This is a genomic window from Sulfitobacter sp. F26204 (genome assembly GCF_026410305.1).
GTDB lineage: Bacteria > Pseudomonadota > Alphaproteobacteria > Rhodobacterales > Rhodobacteraceae > Sulfitobacter.
Map to the genome: position 1 here is coordinate 204902 of NZ_JAPMLQ010000007.1, position 18933 is coordinate 223834.

At 55.7% G+C, this 18933-nt stretch carries 17 protein-coding genes; 10 read left to right on the forward strand and 7 right to left on the reverse strand.

Going from position 1 to position 18933, the window contains the following annotated elements; all coding sequences use genetic code 11:
- Positions 1–44: 44 nt before the first annotated feature.
- From ftsH to folD, 4 genes are all read left to right on the forward strand, one after another.
- On the forward strand, positions 45–1967 hold the full coding sequence (ftsH, locus tag OS190_RS16290; protein ID WP_267159780.1) for an ATP-dependent zinc metalloprotease FtsH: 1923 nt from the start codon (positions 45–47) through the stop codon (positions 1965–1967).
- A gap of 110 nt (positions 1968–2077) precedes the next feature.
- The gene (locus OS190_RS16295) at positions 2078–2656 is read left to right on the forward strand and encodes an MOSC domain-containing protein (protein ID WP_267159781.1); all 579 of its coding nucleotides are present in this window, start codon (positions 2078–2080) and stop codon (positions 2654–2656) included.
- 142 nt (positions 2657–2798) lie between these two features.
- Positions 2799–4475: a formate--tetrahydrofolate ligase gene (locus OS190_RS16300; RefSeq protein WP_267159782.1), complete on the forward strand. Its 1677-nt coding sequence runs from the start codon at positions 2799–2801 to the stop codon at positions 4473–4475.
- 69 nt (positions 4476–4544) lie between these two features.
- Complete coding sequence (gene folD / locus OS190_RS16305) at positions 4545–5447, forward strand: bifunctional methylenetetrahydrofolate dehydrogenase/methenyltetrahydrofolate cyclohydrolase FolD (RefSeq protein ID WP_267159783.1); 903 nt, start codon at positions 4545–4547, stop codon at positions 5445–5447.
- A gap of 57 nt (positions 5448–5504) precedes the next feature.
- On the opposite strand, the gene OS190_RS16310 is transcribed toward folD, so the two are convergent.
- Entirely contained in the window at positions 5505–6281 is a 777-nt protein-coding gene (locus OS190_RS16310; RefSeq protein WP_267159784.1) for an SGNH/GDSL hydrolase family protein, read from the reverse strand.
- A gap of 351 nt (positions 6282–6632) precedes the next feature.
- Here OS190_RS16310 and OS190_RS16315 point away from each other — a divergent pair, with 351 nt between their 5' ends.
- Positions 6633–7511: an RNA polymerase factor sigma-32 gene (locus OS190_RS16315; protein WP_267159785.1), complete on the forward strand. Its 879-nt coding sequence runs from the start codon at positions 6633–6635 to the stop codon at positions 7509–7511.
- Positions 7512–7599: 88 nt separating this feature from the next.
- Here OS190_RS16315 and OS190_RS16320 read toward each other — a convergent pair whose 3' ends face one another.
- The gene (locus OS190_RS16320; protein ID WP_267159786.1) at positions 7600–8235 is read right to left on the reverse strand and encodes a ChrR family anti-sigma-E factor; all 636 of its coding nucleotides are present in this window, start codon (positions 8233–8235) and stop codon (positions 7600–7602) included.
- A gap of 1 nt (position 8236) precedes the next feature.
- Positions 8237–8800 carry a sigma-70 family RNA polymerase sigma factor gene (locus OS190_RS16325; protein ID WP_267159861.1) on the reverse strand — a complete coding sequence of 188 codons (564 nt, stop codon included), beginning with the start codon at positions 8798–8800 and terminating at the stop codon, positions 8237–8239.
- 159 nt (positions 8801–8959) lie between these two features.
- Here OS190_RS16325 and OS190_RS16330 point away from each other — a divergent pair, with 159 nt between their 5' ends.
- From OS190_RS16330 to OS190_RS16350, 5 genes are all read left to right on the forward strand, one after another.
- Positions 8960–10240 carry an NAD(P)/FAD-dependent oxidoreductase gene (locus OS190_RS16330; protein WP_267159787.1) on the forward strand — a complete coding sequence of 427 codons (1281 nt, stop codon included), beginning with the start codon at positions 8960–8962 and terminating at the stop codon, positions 10238–10240.
- A complete protein-coding gene (locus OS190_RS16335; protein WP_267159788.1) occupies positions 10237–10992 on the forward strand; it encodes a DUF1365 domain-containing protein in 756 nt (251 codons plus the stop codon). The genes OS190_RS16330 and OS190_RS16335 overlap by 4 nt, the downstream gene beginning before the upstream one ends.
- On the forward strand, positions 10992–12149 hold the full coding sequence (locus OS190_RS16340) for an SAM-dependent methyltransferase (RefSeq protein WP_267159789.1): 1158 nt from the start codon (positions 10992–10994) through the stop codon (positions 12147–12149). Before OS190_RS16335 ends, OS190_RS16340 begins: the two co-directional genes overlap by 1 nt.
- Positions 12142–12879 carry an SDR family NAD(P)-dependent oxidoreductase gene (locus tag OS190_RS16345; RefSeq protein WP_267159790.1) on the forward strand — a complete coding sequence of 246 codons (738 nt, stop codon included), beginning with the start codon at positions 12142–12144 and terminating at the stop codon, positions 12877–12879. The genes OS190_RS16340 and OS190_RS16345 overlap by 8 nt, the downstream gene beginning before the upstream one ends.
- Positions 12880–12960: 81 nt before the next feature.
- Positions 12961–13359 carry a DUF2177 family protein gene (locus tag OS190_RS16350; RefSeq protein WP_267159791.1) on the forward strand — a complete coding sequence of 133 codons (399 nt, stop codon included), beginning with the start codon at positions 12961–12963 and terminating at the stop codon, positions 13357–13359.
- Positions 13360–13456: 97 nt separating this feature from the next.
- Here the strand turns inward: OS190_RS16350 and pdeM are convergent, their stop codons facing one another.
- The 4 genes from pdeM to OS190_RS16370 form a co-directional block, all read right to left on the reverse strand.
- Positions 13457–14128 carry a ligase-associated DNA damage response endonuclease PdeM gene (pdeM, locus tag OS190_RS16355; RefSeq protein ID WP_267159792.1) on the reverse strand — a complete coding sequence of 224 codons (672 nt, stop codon included), beginning with the start codon at positions 14126–14128 and terminating at the stop codon, positions 13457–13459.
- Between the two features lie 65 nt (positions 14129–14193).
- Positions 14194–16623, reverse strand: a complete 2430-nt coding sequence (locus OS190_RS16360; RefSeq protein WP_267159793.1) for a ligase-associated DNA damage response DEXH box helicase — start codon at positions 16621–16623, stop codon at positions 14194–14196.
- A 68-nt stretch (positions 16624–16691) separates the two neighbouring features.
- The gene (locus tag OS190_RS16365; protein ID WP_267159794.1) at positions 16692–17495 is read right to left on the reverse strand and encodes an NAD(P)-dependent oxidoreductase; all 804 of its coding nucleotides are present in this window, start codon (positions 17493–17495) and stop codon (positions 16692–16694) included.
- Between the two features lie 22 nt (positions 17496–17517).
- A complete protein-coding gene (locus OS190_RS16370) occupies positions 17518–18825 on the reverse strand; it encodes a DUF8689 domain-containing protein (protein ID WP_267159795.1) in 1308 nt (435 codons plus the stop codon).
- Between the last annotated feature and the right edge of the window lie 108 nt (positions 18826–18933).

The following is an 18933-nucleotide window of genomic DNA, read 5'->3' on the forward strand; positions in this document are numbered from 1 at the left end:
GGTCCGTTTCGACAAGCGGGGCAAAAGTATTTAGGAGAATTTCCTTGGGAAATGTTCGCAATCTTGCGTTTTGGGTCGTACTAATGTTGCTTGTGTTGGCGTTGTTCAACCTGTTCAGCGGCTCCAGCGGTAATTTGCAAAGCAATGAGGTGACCTATTCCGAATTTGTGAGTTCGGTTGAAGGTGGCGAAGTACGCAACGCGACACTGGACGGTGAACAGGTGCGCTTTCGTAAAGCTGACGGTGTCGATTATATCGCGATCAAACCGGAAGATGCAGAGATCACCAATCTTTTGATCAACAACAATGTCCCCTTGCAGGCACGCCCACAACAGCAATCCGGTTTTCAGACCTTTCTGATGTCATTGCTGCCGATCGTCCTGCTGATCGGCGTCTGGATCTATTTCATGAACCGGATGCAGGGCGGGGGCAAAGGCGGAGCGATGGGCTTTGGTAAATCCAAAGCCAAGATGCTTACCGAAAAACATGGCCGTGTGACCTTTGACGATGTTGCCGGCATTGACGAAGCCAAGGAAGAACTGGAAGAGATCGTAGAGTTTCTTCGTAACCCGCAAAAGTTTTCACGTCTTGGCGGGAAAATTCCCAAAGGTGCCCTTCTTGAAGGCCCTCCCGGTACGGGTAAGACCCTGCTGGCGCGCGCAATTGCAGGCGAGGCGGGCGTGCCGTTCTTTACAATTTCAGGCTCGGACTTTGTCGAGATGTTTGTTGGTGTCGGTGCATCCCGTGTGCGCGACATGTTTGAACAGGCCAAAAAGAACGCGCCTTGTATCGTGTTCATCGACGAAATCGACGCAGTCGGCCGGTCCCGCGGGGCCGGGTATGGCGGTGGCAATGACGAACGCGAGCAGACGCTGAACCAGCTTCTTGTTGAAATGGATGGTTTCGAAGCCAACGAAGGCGTGATCATCATTGCGGCGACCAACCGAAAGGATGTGTTGGACCCCGCCTTGCTGCGGCCAGGCCGTTTTGACCGGCAGGTTACTGTTGGCAATCCTGACATCAAGGGGCGCGAGAAAATTCTTGGTGTGCATGCCCGCAAGACGCCGCTCGGCCCAGACGTAGACCTACGTATCATTGCCCGTGGCACTCCCGGTTTTTCAGGGGCGGATCTGGCCAACCTCGTGAATGAGGCAGCATTGGGCGCGGCGCGCCTTGGCCGTCGTTTTGTTACCATGATCGACTTTGAATCCGCCAAGGACAAGATCATGATGGGGGCAGAGCGACGCTCTATGGTGATGACGGCTGCACAAAAGGAAATGACTGCCTACCATGAGGCCGGTCACGCATTGGTTGGCATGTTGCTGCCGAAATGTGATCCTGTTTACAAGGCCACGATCATTCCGCGCGGCGGGGCATTGGGCATGGTGATGAGCCTGCCCGAAATGGACCGGTTGAACATGTTCAAGGATGAATGCCACCAGCGGCTTGCCATGACTATGGCAGGCAAGGCTGCGGAAATTCACAAATACGGTGAAGAAGCGGTTTCCAATGGTCCGGCAGGCGATATCCAGCAAGCATCTGCGCTTGCACGTGCGATGGTCCTGCAGTGGGGCATGTCTGACAAGGTCGGCAACATCGACTATTCCGAAGCTGCTCAAGGCTATCAGGGAAGCACCGGTGGATTTTCGGTCTCGGCCAATACCAAGGAACTGGTTGAGAAAGAAGTGCAGGGGTTCATTCAGGATGGCTATGAATGGGCGGCCAGGTTGATCAAGGAAAACGAAGAAAAATTTGAACGACTGGCGCAGGGGCTGCTGGAATATGAGACCCTGACTGGCGGCGAAATCCAACGTGTCATGGACGGGCTGCCTCCGGTTTCCGAGAATGACGATGATGAGGATGGCAAAGGCGACAAACCAAGCCTGACAGCCATTCCCAAGGCAAAGGGAAAAGGTAAGAAAACGCCGTCTGATGATGGCGGGATGGAGCCCGAACCCTCGGTCTGATCAATGTCAGTTCAGGTATCGCCACAAAAAGTCATGAGGCTCCGCATTCGCGGGGCCTTTTCTTTTGGCACGCCCGAAAGCATTGTGACCCCCATCGCAGGAGAAACTTGATGCCCGAACTTGTGACGACGGATCATACCGCCAGAATCGTCTGGTTGGGGAAGGTGCCTGAAAACCGTAGCAACATTCGATCTGAACCGGTCCGCGAGGCCTTTGCCAGTTATGAAGGGTTCGCAGGCGATTATCATGCCGGTCTGACACGAGCGTCATGTGTGCGTGTGCAGACCCAACATCCCAAAGGCACCGAAATCCGAAATGTGCGCCAGTTTTCGGTCCTGTCCAGCGAAGAGATCGCCGAGATCGCGGCCGACATGGGTGTTGCCGCACTGGACCCGGCTCAGTTTGGCGCATCCATCGTTATCGAAGGCATTGCGGATTTCACCCATGTACCCCCAAGTTCCAGACTTCAGGCGGAAAACGGAACCACAATTGTAGTCGACATGCTGAACGGCCCATGCAATTTTCCCGCACGCGAGATAGAAAAAGACGAACCCGGTCACGGCAAAGCATTTCTGGCAGCGGCCAGAGGACGGCGCGGTGTCTGCGCCTGGGTGGAACGTCAGGGAGAACTGAAGGTTGGCGATAAACTGTTTCTGCATATTCCCGCCCAACGCGCCTGGGCACCGTAAGCGGGCAAACCCTCGCGCGCGAATGGAACGCTGCAATAGTGCCTCGCCGCTTCGGAAGGTGGAAATGTCGGAAACGCAACCTCAATTCAAGGGGGCAGGCGGCTATGACTATGCGACAACGACTTGTATCAGGGGATTCTGAATGGCTTATAAAACCGACATCGAAATAGCACGCGCAGCGTCAAAACAACCCATTCAGGAGATTGGTGCAAAACTGGGCATCGGCAGCGGGGATCTGCTGCCCTATGGCCATGACAAGGCCAAGGTTAGCCAGGCCTTCATCAATTCCGTTCAGGATCGCAAGGATGGCAAGCTGATCCTTGTCACAGCGATCAATCCTACTCCGGCTGGCGAAGGCAAGACGACGACAACCGTGGGCCTGGGTGATGGCCTGAACCGCATCGGCAAGAAAGCCGCCGTCTGTATTCGCGAAGCATCCCTGGGACCGAATTTCGGGATGAAGGGCGGGGCGGCCGGTGGTGGTTACGCGCAGGTTGTTCCGATGGAAGAAATGAACCTGCACTTTACCGGCGATTTCCACGCGATCACTTCGGCGCATTCGTTGCTGTCGGCGATGATCGACAACCACATTTACTGGGGAAATGCGCTTGAGATCGACACCCGTCGCGTTGTCTGGCGCCGCGTGGTCGACATGAACGACCGTGCCCTGCGCCAAATCACCGCTTCATTGGGTGGCGTGGCCAACGGCTTCCCCCGTGAAACCGGCTTTGACATTACGGTTGCATCCGAAGTAATGGCGATCCTCTGTTTGGCCAAAGACCTTGCCGACCTGCAAGAGCGTTTGGGAGCGATGATCGTGGCTTATCGACGCGACCGCACACCGGTATTTGCACGTGACATCAAGGCGCACGGCGCGATGACAGTTCTGCTGAAGGACGCCATGCAGCCAAATATCGTGCAAACGCTCGAAAACAACCCCGCCTTTGTTCATGGAGGTCCTTTTGCCAATATCGCACATGGATGTAATTCGGTAATTGCGACGACAACCGCCTTGAAACTGGCAGATTACGTTGTGACCGAAGCGGGCTTTGGTGCTGACCTTGGTGCCGAAAAATTTCTTAACATCAAATGTCGTAAGGCCGGTCTTGCACCGTCCTGTGTGGTTGTCGTGGCCACCGTGCGCGCAATGAAGATGAACGGCGGCGTTGCCAAGGCCGATCTGGGGACAGAGAATGTCGAAGCTGTGAACAGCGGCTGTGCAAACCTTGGACGCCATATCGAAAATATGAAATCCTTTGGCGTGCCTGTAGTCGTGGCGATCAACCATTTTGTCACCGATACCGATGCCGAAGTGCAGGCGGTGAAGGACTATGTGGCAACTCAGGGTGCCGAAGCGGTTCTGTCGCGGCATTGGGAACTGGGTTCTGAAGGCTCCGCCGACCTTGCCGCCAAAGTTGTCGAAACCATTGAAACGAGCGAAAGCAACTTCACGCCGATTTATCCGGACGAAATGTCCTTGTCTGACAAGATCAACACCATCGCCACCAAGATTTACCGAGCCGATTCAGCGAAGATGGATCAAAAAATCCTGAACCAGTTGAAGGATTGGGAAGACCAGGGCTATGGCAACTTGCCGGTCTGCATGGCAAAAACCCAGTACAGCTTTACCACGGACCCTGAACGCCGTGGCGCGCCAACGGGTTTTGACATTCCGGTACGGGAGGTGCGCCTCTCGGCTGGGGCAGGTTTTGTGGTCGCCATCTGCGGCGAGATCATGACGATGCCCGGCTTGCCACGCGTGCCATCTGCGGAAAGCATTGGCTTGAATGATGCTGGCGAAGTTGAAGGCTTGTTCTAAGGGACGCGTGGGTTTTACCCACCCTACAGAGATTGCGTAGGGAGGGTGAAATCCACCGAAAGGATTGAAATGACAGCAAAGATTATCAACGGCAAAGAGTTTGCCGCCCGCGTGCGCGGTCAGGTCGCCGAGCACGTGACCCGCCTGAAAAATGACCACGGCATCACACCGGGACTGGCGGTTGTGCTGGTGGGCGAAGATCCTGCTTCTCAGGTCTATGTGCGCTCCAAGGGCAAAATGACCGTTGAGGTCGGAATGAAATCGGTCGAACACAAACTGGATGCCGACACTTCTGAAAAAGACCTGCTTGCTGTGATTGATCAATTGAACACCGACCCTGAAATTCACGGTATTCTGTGTCAACTCCCGCTGCCTGAACATCTCAACGAAGACTTGATCATCAATTCCATTGATCCTGCCAAGGATGTCGATGGTTTTCATATCTCAAACGTTGGTCTGTTAGGCACCGGGCAGAAATCCATGGTGCCTTGTACGCCGTTGGGTTGCCTCATGATGTTGCGTGACCATCACGGTTCAATCTCCGGCATGGATGCGGTTGTCATCGGCCGTTCCAACATCGTGGGCAAGCCGATGGCGCAGCTTTTGCTAAATGACAGTTGCACCGTTACCATCGCCCATTCGCGCACCAAGGATCTGGCTGATGTGGTGCGTCGTGCCGACATCGTCGTAGCTGCTGTTGGTCGTCCTGAAATGGTGCCCGGCGACTGGATCAAGGAAGGGGCGACAGTCATTGATGTGGGCATCAACCGGCTTGATGCGCCGGAAAAGGGTGAGGGCAAGACCAAGCTGGTGGGTGACGTGGATTATGACACATGTTCCGCGCGCGCTGGTGCCATCACACCTGTTCCCGGCGGGGTCGGCCCGATGACCATCGCTTGTCTGCTGGCCAATACCGTCACCGCCTGTTGCAGAGCCAACGGGCTGGATGAACCGGAAGGGTTGACCGCATAGGATCGCCAGATCGCTTTTGCCAAAGGCACACGGCCCCATGAGGGACGTTCCATTCCCCTAATCGGCCTGCGCCCTGTCGCTGCTGTACAAGGAAGGTTTATTCGGCACGGCGGATGTGGTGCGCGCCTTTATTTGTTGTGCCAGATAAGCACCGATCAGCGCTGATCCCTTGACCGATGGATGGGTGTTGTCGGATGCAAACAATGCCGGATCGTTGCGGTTTATCACATCTTCGGAATCCAGAAATGTGATGCCCTGCCGTGACATTGCCCAGCGTGCCAGGCGTTTTTCAATTTCAACCAGATCGTCGCGGCAACCCTTGAACGAGGTCTGGCCCGATCCGGCATAATATCCCATCCAAATCACCTGCGCGCCGGTGCTCTGGCGTAACTTTTGGATAAAGGATGGGATTGACCCCTGCATTGCATCAGGGTTGATCAAGGCATCGACAGTCTGCCCACAGGCGCCGCAGCCACAATCGGCCCCCAGATCATTGGCACCGCCATTGACGACGACCCAGTTCCAGCGCCCACCGGGAAATTGCCGTTGAATATCGAGCCCGACGGCAGCTGCGACCGCGGAAGAATTGTCAAATTGAGCGCCAGGCACGGCCTTGCTTACCACGCGACGGCCCAGGGTTCTTTGCATCGCGTCCGGAATCGACGCATTTGCCAGGCTGTTCCAGGCCATGATGGAATCGCCTAAAACCAGAATGTCACCGCCGCCGCGCGGTGCCGGATCTGTACATGCAGACAGGATGAAAAATACGGGAAGTGTTGCGATGATCCGCAACAAGCGCGACAAGCTGAAGATTGATGATCTGACAGTGTTCATTCACCGCATCTAGGTCTGAATGATGAAAGGTAAAGCCGCAGGGCAGGACCTCATCCAAACGGTTTCGTGAGGAAGCCGAGAGCGGATGAAGCCGAGGTTGGGCACCAAATAGGAGCGGATACCGATACGAGGTGTCACCGGAATGCCTGTGAAGACGGTTTGCCCAATGGCAAATGCCCGCTTGAGTGGTGTCTTGTGGTTTGGCCTGTCACCCTTTGGCAAATGTCATGCCAAAGGGTGTGAAGCGTCGGAAAACCCACTCTTTTCCATTTTCTTGTGAACCAAACCCGGCCCCCGTGCGTAGGTATCATATCAGGGAATTTGCAAGGGCAGAAGTTGAAGGGGGACGGGATGGCGTTGGCGAATGTGCGGGAGGTTAACTTTACCCAAACTGCGATGAAGGCGGAAATGCTGGATGCAGAGACCGAACTGAAGCTTGCTTACGCCTGGCGGGATGATCGTTGTGAGCAATCCCTGCATCGACTGATCACGGCCTATATGCGCTTGGCAATCTCGATGGCCTCCAAATTCAAACGCTATGGCGCGCCAATGAACGATTTGATTCAGGAAGCCGGCCTTGGTCTGATGAAGGCTGCGGACAAATTCGACCCTGACCGCGGTGTGCGGTTTTCCACATACGCCATTTGGTGGATCAAGGCGAGCATCCAGGATTATGTGATGCGGAACTGGTCCATGGTCCGAACCGGTACGACGTCATCTCAGAAATCACTGTTTTTCAACATGCGCCGGGTGCAGGCCCGCCTGGAACGGGAGTCAGCCAGTGCGGGCGTAAAGCTGGACGGCCATCAATTGCGGCAGCTGATTTCAACAGAGATCGGGGTGCCCCTGCGGGACGTTGAAATGATGGAGGGGCGGCTTTCAGGCTCGGACTATTCCCTGAATGCCACGCAATCCTCAGAGGATGAGGGCCGCGAATGGATTGATGCGTTGGAAGATGAAACCGATCAGGCCGCCGAAACCGTAGGCAATGCACAGGATCGGGAGAAAATCCGCGAATGGTTGCTCCAGGCTTTGGTGAACCTGACGGATCGCGAACGGTATATCGTACGCGAAAGAAAGCTGCGCGACCAAGCCCGCACTCTTGAAAGTCTGGGTGATGAACTGGGCCTGAGCAAGGAGCGGGTGCGCCAACTTGAGGCAGCGGCCTTTGAAAAGATGCGCAAAGCACTGGAAACGCAAGGGGATGCGGTACAGCACTTTCTGCAATGATCTGCAACGCCGTTGTCGATCGAGGTGTGTGTTGCCAAAACAACAGTGGCATGGTGCACCGTCCCCGAAGTGCGTTGAAACAGAAAAGTCAGATACGGAACAACGGCTGCAGCAACCGTGGCAACAGCGCTGCAAAACGAAGTGGCGCATCTGTTGCGGCGAGGCAGATACATGCTGCGCCGTCGTCAGCTTTGGGCGAATGTTCCAGACTGTGATCTGCAACTTCCAGATCACCGACGCCAAAACGCCCCGTGCTGTCGCTAAAGCTGCCTTGCAACACCAAGGTGAGTTCCATGCCGTTGTGACTGTGGTCGGGCACCGCCTGACCCGGCGGGATGTAGAGTAACCTGACAGAGCCTTCGCTCCCTTGCGACAGGATGCTTTGACGCGCGCCCATTCCGAGTGATTTCCACCGCGGCGTCTGTCCCTTCAATGCCTCCACCACCGGCGAAGGAAAAATTCCCTTGCGTCCGTATTCAGGTCGAGGCGTGACAGGATGGTCAAGCTGAGACAGGGTAGCGCCTTTGAGGTCACTGGACAGAACTGCCGTCGCGCCGCTTTCCAAGACAGCACCCCCGATTGCCAAATGGGCTTCAAAGGTGGCACGGCAGTCCAGACACATCGAAATATGACTTGCAACAACCAATGCGAAAGGGTGTTCCAGCACGCCGGCGGCAAATGCCGCAAGCAAGGAATCTGGACTATGGTGTGTGATTGCGTTCATCTTATCGCATGTCCTTTAACACATGACGTAAACGGTCAAGACCCAACCGGATCCGTGATTTGATAGTTCCAAGCGGGAGCCCCATCTCGGTGCTGATTTCCTGATGAGTCAACTCACCCAGATAGGCCTTTTCGACGATCGTGCGCTGCTCGGGAGACAGTTGGCGCAATGCGGCCTTTAGGTATTCTGCCTCTTGTTCGACGACCAAGACCTCACTGGCGTCAGGTTCGAATACCGCCCCTTTGAACAAATCTTCGGGAACCGGCCGGCGTTCCTTGCGCAGCAAGTCAATCTGGCGGTTGCGGGCTATTTGATAAATCCACGCCGAGACCTGTGCACGTGCGGGATCAAACTGATCTGCCTTGCGCCAGACCGTCAACATCACGTCTTGCACAATCTCCTCGGCCTGCGCTGCGCCACTGCCCGAACGCATCACAAAACCTTTCAGGCGTGGGGCAAAGTGATCAAAAAGCAGAGCAAAGGCCGCCCGATCCCGGTTATCCCGAACCGCGATCATACAGGCCGTCTGTGTTGAAATGGGGGGAGCAGGCGGCACTTTCGACATATCCTTTGTCGCCCGACAACACAGAAGATGGGCACTTGGAACGGAATATAGGTCAATCATCGACATACCCATACTACGTCCGCAGATAAATTTTGGATCAATTGTGATCCGAAAACTTTTTCACAGCGTATCAGAATAAAACCACTGCAAGGAACAAGAATGTCTTTTGACGCGCCTCCCACAAATACCCAACGCATCGCTGTCATCGGTGGCGGTATTTCCGGGCTTGCTGCGGCATATCTGCTTGCACCTCAACACGCCGTCACTGTCTATGAGGCCGCACCAAAGCTGGGAGGGCATGCGCGTACTGTCATTGCCGGGCGCAATGGTAATCAACCGGTGGATACCGGATTCATCGTCTTCAACTACGCAAATTATCCGCATCTGACGCGAATGTTCCAAACGCTTGATGTTCCGGTTGTGAAAAGCGACATGAGCTTTGGTGCGACGATCAATGGGGGCGGCATTGAATACGGGCTACGCGACCTACGGTCTTTGACCGCACAAAAGCGTAACTTGCTCCGGCCCGGATTCGCACGGATGTTGCGAGACATCTTGCGATTCAATGCCAAGGCTGAAGGTCTGGTCAAGGATGATAGCACCACGATTGGCGCATTGATGTCCGAACTCAAGATGGGAAGCTGGTTCGAACGCTACTACCTGATGCCCATTTGTGGTGCGATATGGTCAACACCACCAGAAGGCATTCGCGGCTTTCCGGCCCATGCGCTGCTGCGGTTCTTTCGCAATCATGCATTGTTGAGCCCCAGTGGCCAGCATCAATGGTGGACGGTCGATGGCGGCAGCACCGCCTATGTGACCCGCCTGGAGCGTCATCTGCGCGGCCAAGGGGTTGTGATCAGAACCGGCACCCCCGTGCAACAGGTCGCGCGTGATGGTGTACAAAGCACCATTTATTGCGCAGACAGGGAACCGGCTTGCTTTGATCATGTCATTTTCGCCTGTCACGCGGATCAGGCCTTGGGCGTGCTTGCCCGGCCTACCTTTCAGGAACAAGCAACCCTTTCTGCGATCCGGTTTCAGCACAACCAAATGGTCCTGCATTGCGATGCAAATCAAATGCCGCAACGCAAGGCCGCTTGGTCAAGCTGGGTCTACAAGGCCGACACAACCCGGCCGGAACCTGTTATCGGCGTCACTTATTGGATGAACCGTCTTCAGAATATCGCTCAGGATGATCCGCTCTTTGTGTCATTGAACCCATCAGAAACCGTACCGGAACATTTGATCTATGACCAAAAGCTGTTTCGCCATCCGGTGTTTGACGGGCCTGCCTTGGCGGCGCAACAGCGCCTGACAGAAATGCAGGGGCACAACAACACATGGTTCGCCGGTGCTTATACGCGCCATGGCTTTCATGAGGACGGTTTCGCAAGCGCAGTCCGCATTCAACGTCTGCTGAATCGCCAGCTCGCATGATGTACCAACCGCATCATATTGCGGCGGTGACGACGCACAGACGGCGCGGTGAAATCCGCAACCGGTTCAGCTATGGTGTTGATTTTGTATGGATCGATCCCGAAGCGACGATAGAACAACCAGGCTTGTTCTCGCGTAACCGCTTCAACCTGTTCTCGGTGCATGACTCTGATCACGGCGGCGCTCTGGCGGCTGGGAAAGGTTCCTCCTGGGCGCGTGCGGTGTTGAGCGCACATGATGTCGACGAATCAACAATTGGCATGCGTTTATTGACGCAACCGCGTTTTCTCGGCTATGGTTTCAATCCTGTCAGCTTTTGGTTGGCTTTTCGCGATGACGCCTTGATTGCCGTAATCGCCGAGGTTTCGACCCCCTTTGGCGATCGACATTCCTATCTGTGTCATCTGCCGGAATTTGCCGAGATCACAAACGTTAGCCGGATCACGACACCCAAAGCGCTGCATGTTTCGCCGTTTCAAGATGTGAAAGGCAGCTATGAATTCAAATTTGATATTCGATCAGATCGCATCGCCATCACCATATTGCACCATAACGGGGCAGAGGGTGTGATCGCCTCTTTATCCGGTCTGCGCGCCCCCCTGACAAATCGGGGGATATTGCGGGCCAGTCTGCGGCGACCATTTGGTGCACTGCGTGTCATGATCTTGATCCATTGGCAGGCGCTCCGCTTGAAACTGAAAGGCGCCAAATACCGCACCCGTCCCAAACCGCCAGAATCCGAGGTTACCTGATGCACATGTTCACCAAACGCATAAAACATGATTTTTTAGAAAGCTGCGGCAGAATTCAGGTGGGCAGTTTGCACCTGCAAACGCCCGAGGGCGATCTGTATGATTTCGGTGCCGGCAGCCCTGTCGCGGAAATGCAGATTTATGACTGGTCTGTCGTGACCGCCGTTGCCGCACGTGGAGATATCGGTCTGGGGGAAACCTATGTTGCCGGTTTATGGGACACACCTTCAATTTCGGCCCTGACTGAAGTCGCCCTGCGCAACGTGGAGCATTTTCAGGGATATATGTATGGCGGGTTCTGGAATAATCTGAAATTCCGGTTTGTGAACCGGCTGTTACGAGCGAATTCCTTGAAAGGGGCGTCGCGCAATATTCGTGCACATTACGATGTCGGGAATGAATTTTATCAATTGTGGCTGGATGAAGGGATGACCTATTCCTCGGCACTTTTTACCGATGCGGACCAGGATCTGTTTCGCGGCCAGAATCGCAAATACGATCGCATATTGGACCGTATCGACAGCGCTGAAACAGTTTTGGAAATCGGCTGTGGTTGGGGCGGGTTTGCCGAGCGCGCGGTCGAAACAGGCCGCCAGGTAACGGGTTTGACCATTTCGCCCAGTCAAAAAGGCTATGCCGATGCGCGGCTGGATGGCCGCGCCGACATCCGGCTACAGGATTACCGCAAATGCGAAGGAAAATTTGACAGCATTGTCTCAATTGAGATGATCGAAGCCGTTGGTCAGAAATACTGGCCGGCCTATTTTGGTACCCTCAAGGCACGTCTGGCAAATCAAGGGCGTGCCATGGTGCAGGCAATCACCGTGCCAAACGCGTATTTTGACACCTACCGCAGCACGTCGGATTACATCCGCCACTACACATTTCCGGGCGGCATGTTGCTGTCGAATGCAATGATTGCCGAACAGGCAAACAGCGCAGGGCTCAGAGTTGTGGATACCTTCGCTTTTGGCGCAGATTATTCGCGCACCTGTGCGATATGGAATGACCGTTTGAATCGTATGACAGATCGTATCACGGCGCTGGGCTATGATGAACAGTTCCTGCGCAACTGGCGATATTATCTGGGTGTGTGCTCAGCCTCCTTTGCAACAGGACAAACCGATGTTGTTCAGGTGGAACTCGCTCATGCATGAGGGGCGGACCACATGGATCATCGGGGCAAGCGAAGGCATCGGGGCGGCACTTGCCCGCGACTGGGCCAGGCGGGGCACACGAATGATCCTTTCTGCGCGCGGGTCGGGGCGATTGAATGAACTGGCAACAGAATTGGGCCCGGACCACGTGGCGATTTCAATGGATGTCGGTGACCGCAGCAGCGTTGATACAGCGGTTGCCAAGATTGCCGGCTTGGGTCCCCTGGACCGAATCGTACATTTGGCCGCTCTATATGATCCTGGCAAGATCGCCGATCTGGACCCTGACACCGCAGCCCAAATCGTGACGGTGAACCTGATGGGCTGTTTTCACATTGCTCAGACGGCACCGGGTTTATTGCGCCGGGGCGGTCAATTGGCGTTCTGTGGTTCGGTTGCAGGATACATCGGTCTGCCACAGGGACAGATTTATTCAGCTTCCAAGGCGGGGGTGATCAATCTGGTCGAATCCCTGCGGGCAGAGCTGGCAGGGCAGATTGATGTCAGGCTGATCTCACCAGGGTTCGTGGATACCCGCCTGACCCAGCGCAATGATTTCAACATGCCAGCGATGGTCTCTCCCGAGATTGCAGCACAAAGGATCATTGCGGGGTTGGATGGGCGTCGATTTGAAGTGCATTTTCCGCGCCGTTTGACCTTGCTGTTAAAGCTGCTGCAGACGCTGCCCTATTGGGCGACTCTCCCCTTGACCGGCAGATTGACGAAATGATCCAGAGCTTTAACCGGATGAAGGCTGATCGCCATTCATACCCTCAAAAATATACCCGTCCGTGATGAAGGAAACAGTGCTGTGAAAATCTTGATCCTGTATATCGTCACGCTGATTTTCTTTCTTGGGGCTGACGCTTTCGGCCTGCGCTACATCGTGAAACCCGTGTTCGATCGCTATGTTATGCATCTTTATGCAGATCCTTTCCGCGTGGTGCCGGCCTTGTTGTTTTACCTGGGGTATGTTGCTGGCATGCTTTGGTTTGTCTCGGTACCGGCCCTGCGTGATGGCGATCCCTTGGCCGCTTTGTGGGGTGGTGCGCTGTTGGGGATGTTTGCATATGGCACATATGAATTCACCAATTTTGCCACACTGCGTGATTGGTCGATGCAACAGGTTGTGGTTGACACGATATGGGGTGGGCTCTTGACCGGAGTTTCAGCATGGTTTGGTGTCTTGATTGCCCGCATGACGGCCTGACTTTCATGCTCTGATGGGCGCGAAAGGCCTATAGAGTCCGGAAAACTTCACTGCAATATCAGCCTGTCGCCAGGCCACTCCTGTGAAAGTACCCGGGTCACCTTGCGGTGCGCGGCATTGGTATGGCGATAGCGGTCCTGCCAGTCATCACGGCACAGGCGTCCGGCTGCATCAGCTGGCGAAAGACATTCGACGTGCTGTTCAGACCACCGGTGTAGGTGCCATAGGCGGGCAGGATCAGACGGTCACGGTCATAGAGAAAGGCGGGCCGCGTGACCCGGCCTCCCCCGATGGCAACAGATACCTTGGGGTGAAAATGCCCCGAGACTTCGCCGCTGGCACCCGCAGTTGCAATATGACGAAAGCTTAATTGGGCAATCTGTATCTCACTTTGATGATTGCCCCCCTGATCAATCGGCCCGGGATCATGATTGCCCTCGACCCATATCCAATGACGGCCGTGCTGGAGTCTGGTGATCAACAGGCTTTCCTCTGCCCGTAGCGCGCGCGCGGCTTGCGGATCATCAAAACTGTCACCCAGACATACAACAGTTTGCGCGGCGGTCAGGGCCAGATCGGCTGCCAGTCGGGTCAAGGTGTCGCGGGTTTCATAGGGCGGTAACACTGTGCCGCCGCGCCGGGCGATGCGCTCTGATTTACCCAGATGCAAGTCGCTGACACATAACAGATGTTTCTCCGGCCACCAGAGCGCCCCGGTATTCAGTGCTTTCAGTTGCACACCGGCAAGGGTGAAGTCATGTGCCTTCATCCTTTGTTCATGTTGGAAAACGATGTTCTTGGCAAGGGATGACAGGGTGCCCTCTTGGGGTGTGTCTAGGGCGCGGGAGCAGGGTGAATTTGCGCCAAGCCCGAGAGTTCCATCAGCCGCCCGGCTTCTTCGGCCAGCAACCGTTCCTCCGCCGCCCCCTTGACGGGAACGCGGCCCATTTCAAGAAACAGCGGTGCGGCCAAGGGCGACACATGCGGCAGGTGACGATGGTCGATACGGCCGCCAATCCGCGTCATCATCTCTTCGATTCTACCAAAGTCGACCAAGCCGCGCAGGGCCTCTTCGCGGGTGATTTGCAACATCAGATGATCAGGGTCGTATTTTTGCAGAGTGTCATAGAGAATATCACTGGAAAATGTCGTCTGTCGTCCGGATTTGCGCGACTGGGGGCTGTTCCGTTCAATCAATCCAGCGATCGTCGCCGAGGCGCGAAAACTGCGTTTCATCACCGCATTCCCGGCCAGCCAAGTATCAAGCCCCTTGTGTAACGCCGCCAGATCGAACAGGGCAGGCGCATTCTGGACCTGGTCCAATCCCCAGATCAGCAAGGCGTAGTCGGTGGCGACAAAGCCAAGCGGGTGCAGTCCCAAATCTTCCATGCGCTTGGTCAGCAAAAGCCCTAGCGTTTGCATCCCGTTGCGTCCCGCAAAACCGTAAATCACTGTTTGTTCCCGACCTTCATGGGGGAAACTTTCGATCAGCAAGCGGCCCGGTTGCGGGAGCGCACTGAAGCTGCGTTGCAGATGAAGCCATTCGGCGGTATGGGCCGGCAAGTCGGGCCAGTCGCTACCTGTGAAGAGGTCCAGCACGCGGGCAGAAAGCTGAGTCGAAGTAGCAAATTTGGTCCCGGTGAAGGTTGCGATCTTGGGCTTTTTTCGCCCATCGCGGCTGACCTCAACTGTCATGTCGCGCAGCCCTTCATATTTCACAATCTGTCCGCCAATGAGAAAGGTGTCACCGGGGGTTAGGGTCGCGGCAAAGGCTTCTTCGATCTCGCCAAGGGGCTTGCCACCGCGGCTGCGGCGCATGCGGACCTTGAGCGTGTCACTGTCCTGAATGGTGCCGATATTCATGCGGATACGCTGGCTGCTGCGGGGGTCGCGTAGTTGCCAGCGTCCATCAGAACGTTGCAACAGACGTTGCCATCGGTCATAGGCCTTCAAGGCATAGCCCCCCGTTGCACAAAAATCGAGGCAGGCATCAAATTCGGCGCGGCCCAGCGTGCAATACGGCCCGGCCGTTGTCATTTCTGCATAGAGAGCACCGGCATCAAATGGACCGGCACAAGCAGTTATCAGGATATGCTGGCACAGAACATCGCGGGGGCCGGGGCCACGTGGGTCACCATCCAGTTCGCCCGCCCGCACCGCGTCAAGTGCAGCGACACATTCAACCACTTCAAAGCGGTTGGCTGGCACCAGAAGCGCCTTGGACGGGGCGTTGTAGCGGTGGTTGGCCCGCCCGATGCGTTGCACCAGACGTTTGACGTTCTTGGGGGCCCCTATCTGGATTACAAGATCCACATCGCCCCAGTCGATGCCAAGATCAAGGCTGCCGGTGCAGACGATGGCGCGCAGATCCCCACGCACCATTGCCGCTTCGACGGCCCTGCGCTGCGCAGGGTCGAGGGAACCGTGGTGGATCCCGATAGGCAGGCCATCATCGTTTGCAAGCCACAGATTATGAAAGAAGATTTCAGCCTGGGCACGGGTGTTGTGAAAGATCAGCGTGGTTTTATGTTGCTTGACCTGTTCCATCACTGCCGCAATTGCATAGGCCGCACCGCCGCCGGACCATGGCGGTGGCGTGTCAGTGGCAAGCATTGCGATGTCGGGTGCCGGACCGGGGTCGGCCAGCAGAATGTCGCAGCCGTCTGGGTGGCGCGCCATGTACTGTGCGATGGTTGCGGGGTCTTCTACCGTCGCCGAAAGCCCGACACGTTTGAGATCGGGACAGAATGTTTGCAGCCGCGCCAGCGCCAGCATCAACTGGTCGCCACGTTTTGAGTCCGCCAGGGCGTGTATTTCGTCAATGACCACGCGTTTGAGCCCCTTGAACATATGCGCGCCATCTTCGTAACTGATCAGCAGGGCGAGGCTTTCTGGTGTGGTCAAGAAGATGTGCGGAGGGTCCGCCCGCTGACGCCTGCGCCGCGACTGCGCGGTGTCGCCCGTGCGTGCGTCAATGGTCACGGGGAGAGACATCTCGTGGATAGGGGTGATGAGGTTGCGTTGAATATCCGATGCCAGGGCTTTGAGCGGCGAGATGTAAAGCGTGTGCATGCCGTCATGGGGGGCTTGGGCGAGATCAATCAATGTCGGCAGGAACCCGGCCAGTGTTTTGCCGCCACCTGTCGGAGCAATGAGCAAAAGCGACGCAGCATCAGCCCGCGCCAACATCTGTTGTTGATGCGGGTGGATCGCCCAGCCCCTGGTCGCGAACCAGTCTTGGAAGAGTTGCGGTACCTGGCACATGCTTTGCTAGATAGCATGAGTTGGAACGGGGGCCAGCCCCCGTCAGCTGACGCTGACTCCCCCGGAGTTTAGCGGCAAGATGAAGGTTGTTTGCGTGGTTTGAGATCTTGCAGCAGTGATTTCACCTGGTTCGGCAAGCTAAGGTCGGATCCTGGCGGGGCTGCGTCGATTGCGCTTGCCACGTCCTTGACCAGAATGCCGATGGTATTGTCATCGGCCATGCCGTCGCGGGCAAATTCGATGTCTTCAAAGCCGCTGGCAAACCAGTTCTGGCCTGAGGAAGTATTGATCAGTTGCAGCAGTCTGGTTTCCTCCAGTCCGAGCTGATCGGCCCAGTCCAGCACCAGCCGTGTCATTACCGTGTTTGATGCTGCCAAAAGATTGTTGAGGACCTTGGCCTGCATGCCTGTACCGTAGCCGCCCATGCGGTGAAAATAACGTCCCATGGCGTTAAACAGCGGTTGCGCGGCATCAAGTTCCGTTTCGCCGCCGCCGAGCATGAAGCTGAGGCGAGCTTCACGTGCGGCGATTTGTGCCCCTGACATCGGGGCGTCGATCAGGACGATATGGCGGGGTATCCTGTTGCGCAGGCCAAGTACATATCGTGGCGAGAGGGTGGAGCACAGGATGATGCGTTTCAAGGGCGCTGCGGCAAGGAAATTCTGAGCGCCGAACAGGACATCATCGGTTTGGGCCCTGTCGCGCACCACGGTGATCAGCGTTTCTGTTCCAGCGGCGCATTCGGTGATTTGATCTGTGATGTGAGCGGCCTGCGCGGGCACCACATCAAAACCGCCTGCCTTGAAATCTGCCGCACGCAACGCATCCAGCATGGCGGCACCCATGCGACCGCACCCTGCCACTGTGATCATAAATCGTCCTGCTATCGGCGCGTCATTTGACGATCACTTCGTCTTTGACAAACATGTTTGCCCATGCCCGTTCCACCAGTTCCGGCGACATTTGATAGGGTATGCCTTCGAAATCACAGATTGCTATCATCTGATCAATCAGAAAAATCGGCTGGTAGTTGGCATAGATGTTGTCGATCGTCGGGTATTTTGTCTTGAGCAGGTAAACCAGGGTGGCCTCGTCCAATGGCATGCCGCGTTTACGGGCGACCATGGCAAAAATCTTGAGATAGTTTTCCTGGTTCGGACCGTCGATCTTGATCTTGAAAAAGATACGGCGCAGGGCGGCGGTATCGAAAATCTTGTTCGGGTGGAAGTTGGTGGAGAAAATCACCAGCGTATCGAAAGGCACCTCGAATTTTTCTCCCGATTGCAGGGCGAGAATATCCTTGGATTCTTCAAGGGGAACGATCCAGCGGTTGACGATGCTCTGCGGTGTTTCCTTTTGGCGTCCAAGGTCGTCGACAATGAAAATACCGCCGGTCGATTTCAGTTGCAGTGGGGCCTGGTAGGTTTTTGCCGTCGGGTTATAAACCAGATCAAGCATGTCAGTTGTCAGTTCGCCACCTGTGATCACTGTGGGGCGTTCGCAGCAGACATAGCGGGTGTCAAAGCGCGTGACACGGCGCAGCGAGTGGGGATCCTGAACGTTCTCTTCGGCTTTGGAGTGAACGATAGGATCATAAATTGTGATCACCTGTGACGCATATTCAATGGCAAAGGGCACATAGACCTTGTCACCCAAGGCATCGCGGATGCCGTTGGAGATGGAAGATTTGCCGTTGCCCGGCGGGCCATACATCAGGATCGAGCGGCCCGCAGAGACAGCGGGGCCAAGATGGTCCAGCAGGCTGTCGGGCAGAACCAGATGACCCATCGCGCCGATCAGTTGATCCCTGGTGACCTGGATATTGCGCACGGACTGGCGTTTGACCTGTGCGCTGTAAACATCAAGGGGCACGGGCATCGGGCCGAAATATTCGGACTGTGCCAGAGCATCAAGCGCGCGCGCCTTGCCTGCGTCGGTCAGTTGATAGCCCATCTCGTTACCATTATTGGCATTCAGGGTACCTGTTGCTTCGATCAGGCGTTGTTCGCGGGCCATGTCCACCAGTTCCTGCGTGATCGGAATAGGCAAACAGACAGCAGAAGCCAATTCGCTGACAAGGTCGATGTTCTTGCGAAAGATCGTCTTGATGATGATGTCGCGCATCATCACGATAGGCAGTTGCATATCCTCAAGCCGTTTGGGCGGAGGAGGTGCCATTACTGTGGATGTTTGCATGTTCATGGTGCGGTTCCTTCGGGCAGGCGTGCGCGGGCAATGCAGAGTGGGGTTCGAATATGGCGTCTAATGCTCAATTCCGGCTTTTCTATGGAGAATCGGGGTTTGTTTACC

Excerpts from the sequence above, each read along its gene's own strand:
- OS190_RS16345 (WP_267159790.1), top strand. The coding sequence starts at position 12,142 with ATGCATGAGGGGCGGACCACATGGATCATCGGGGCAAGCGAAGGCATC.
- OS190_RS16320 (WP_267159786.1), bottom strand. The coding sequence starts at position 8,235 with ATGAACGCAATCACACACCATAGTCCAGATTCCTTGCTTGCGGCATTT.
- OS190_RS16370 (WP_267159795.1), bottom strand. The coding sequence starts at position 18,825 with ATGAACATGCAAACATCCACAGTAATGGCACCTCCTCCGCCCAAACGG.
- OS190_RS16340 (WP_267159789.1), top strand. The coding sequence starts at position 10,992 with ATGCACATGTTCACCAAACGCATAAAACATGATTTTTTAGAAAGCTGC.
- folD (WP_267159783.1), top strand. The coding sequence starts at position 4,545 with ATGACAGCAAAGATTATCAACGGCAAAGAGTTTGCCGCCCGCGTGCGC.
- OS190_RS16335 (WP_267159788.1), top strand. The coding sequence starts at position 10,237 with ATGATGTACCAACCGCATCATATTGCGGCGGTGACGACGCACAGACGG.
- OS190_RS16310 (WP_267159784.1), bottom strand. The coding sequence starts at position 6,281 with ATGAACACTGTCAGATCATCAATCTTCAGCTTGTCGCGCTTGTTGCGG.
- OS190_RS16330 (WP_267159787.1), top strand. The coding sequence starts at position 8,960 with ATGTCTTTTGACGCGCCTCCCACAAATACCCAACGCATCGCTGTCATC.
- OS190_RS16365 (WP_267159794.1), bottom strand. The coding sequence starts at position 17,495 with ATGATCACAGTGGCAGGGTGCGGTCGCATGGGTGCCGCCATGCTGGAT.
- OS190_RS16300 (WP_267159782.1), top strand. The coding sequence starts at position 2,799 with ATGGCTTATAAAACCGACATCGAAATAGCACGCGCAGCGTCAAAACAA.
- OS190_RS16315 (WP_267159785.1), top strand. The coding sequence starts at position 6,633 with ATGGCGTTGGCGAATGTGCGGGAGGTTAACTTTACCCAAACTGCGATG.
- OS190_RS16295 (WP_267159781.1), top strand. The coding sequence starts at position 2,078 with ATGCCCGAACTTGTGACGACGGATCATACCGCCAGAATCGTCTGGTTG.
- pdeM (WP_267159792.1), bottom strand. The coding sequence starts at position 14,128 with ATGAAGGCACATGACTTCACCCTTGCCGGTGTGCAACTGAAAGCACTG.
- OS190_RS16360 (WP_267159793.1), bottom strand. The coding sequence starts at position 16,623 with ATGTGCCAGGTACCGCAACTCTTCCAAGACTGGTTCGCGACCAGGGGC.
- OS190_RS16325 (WP_267159861.1), bottom strand. The coding sequence starts at position 8,800 with ATGTCGAAAGTGCCGCCTGCTCCCCCCATTTCAACACAGACGGCCTGT.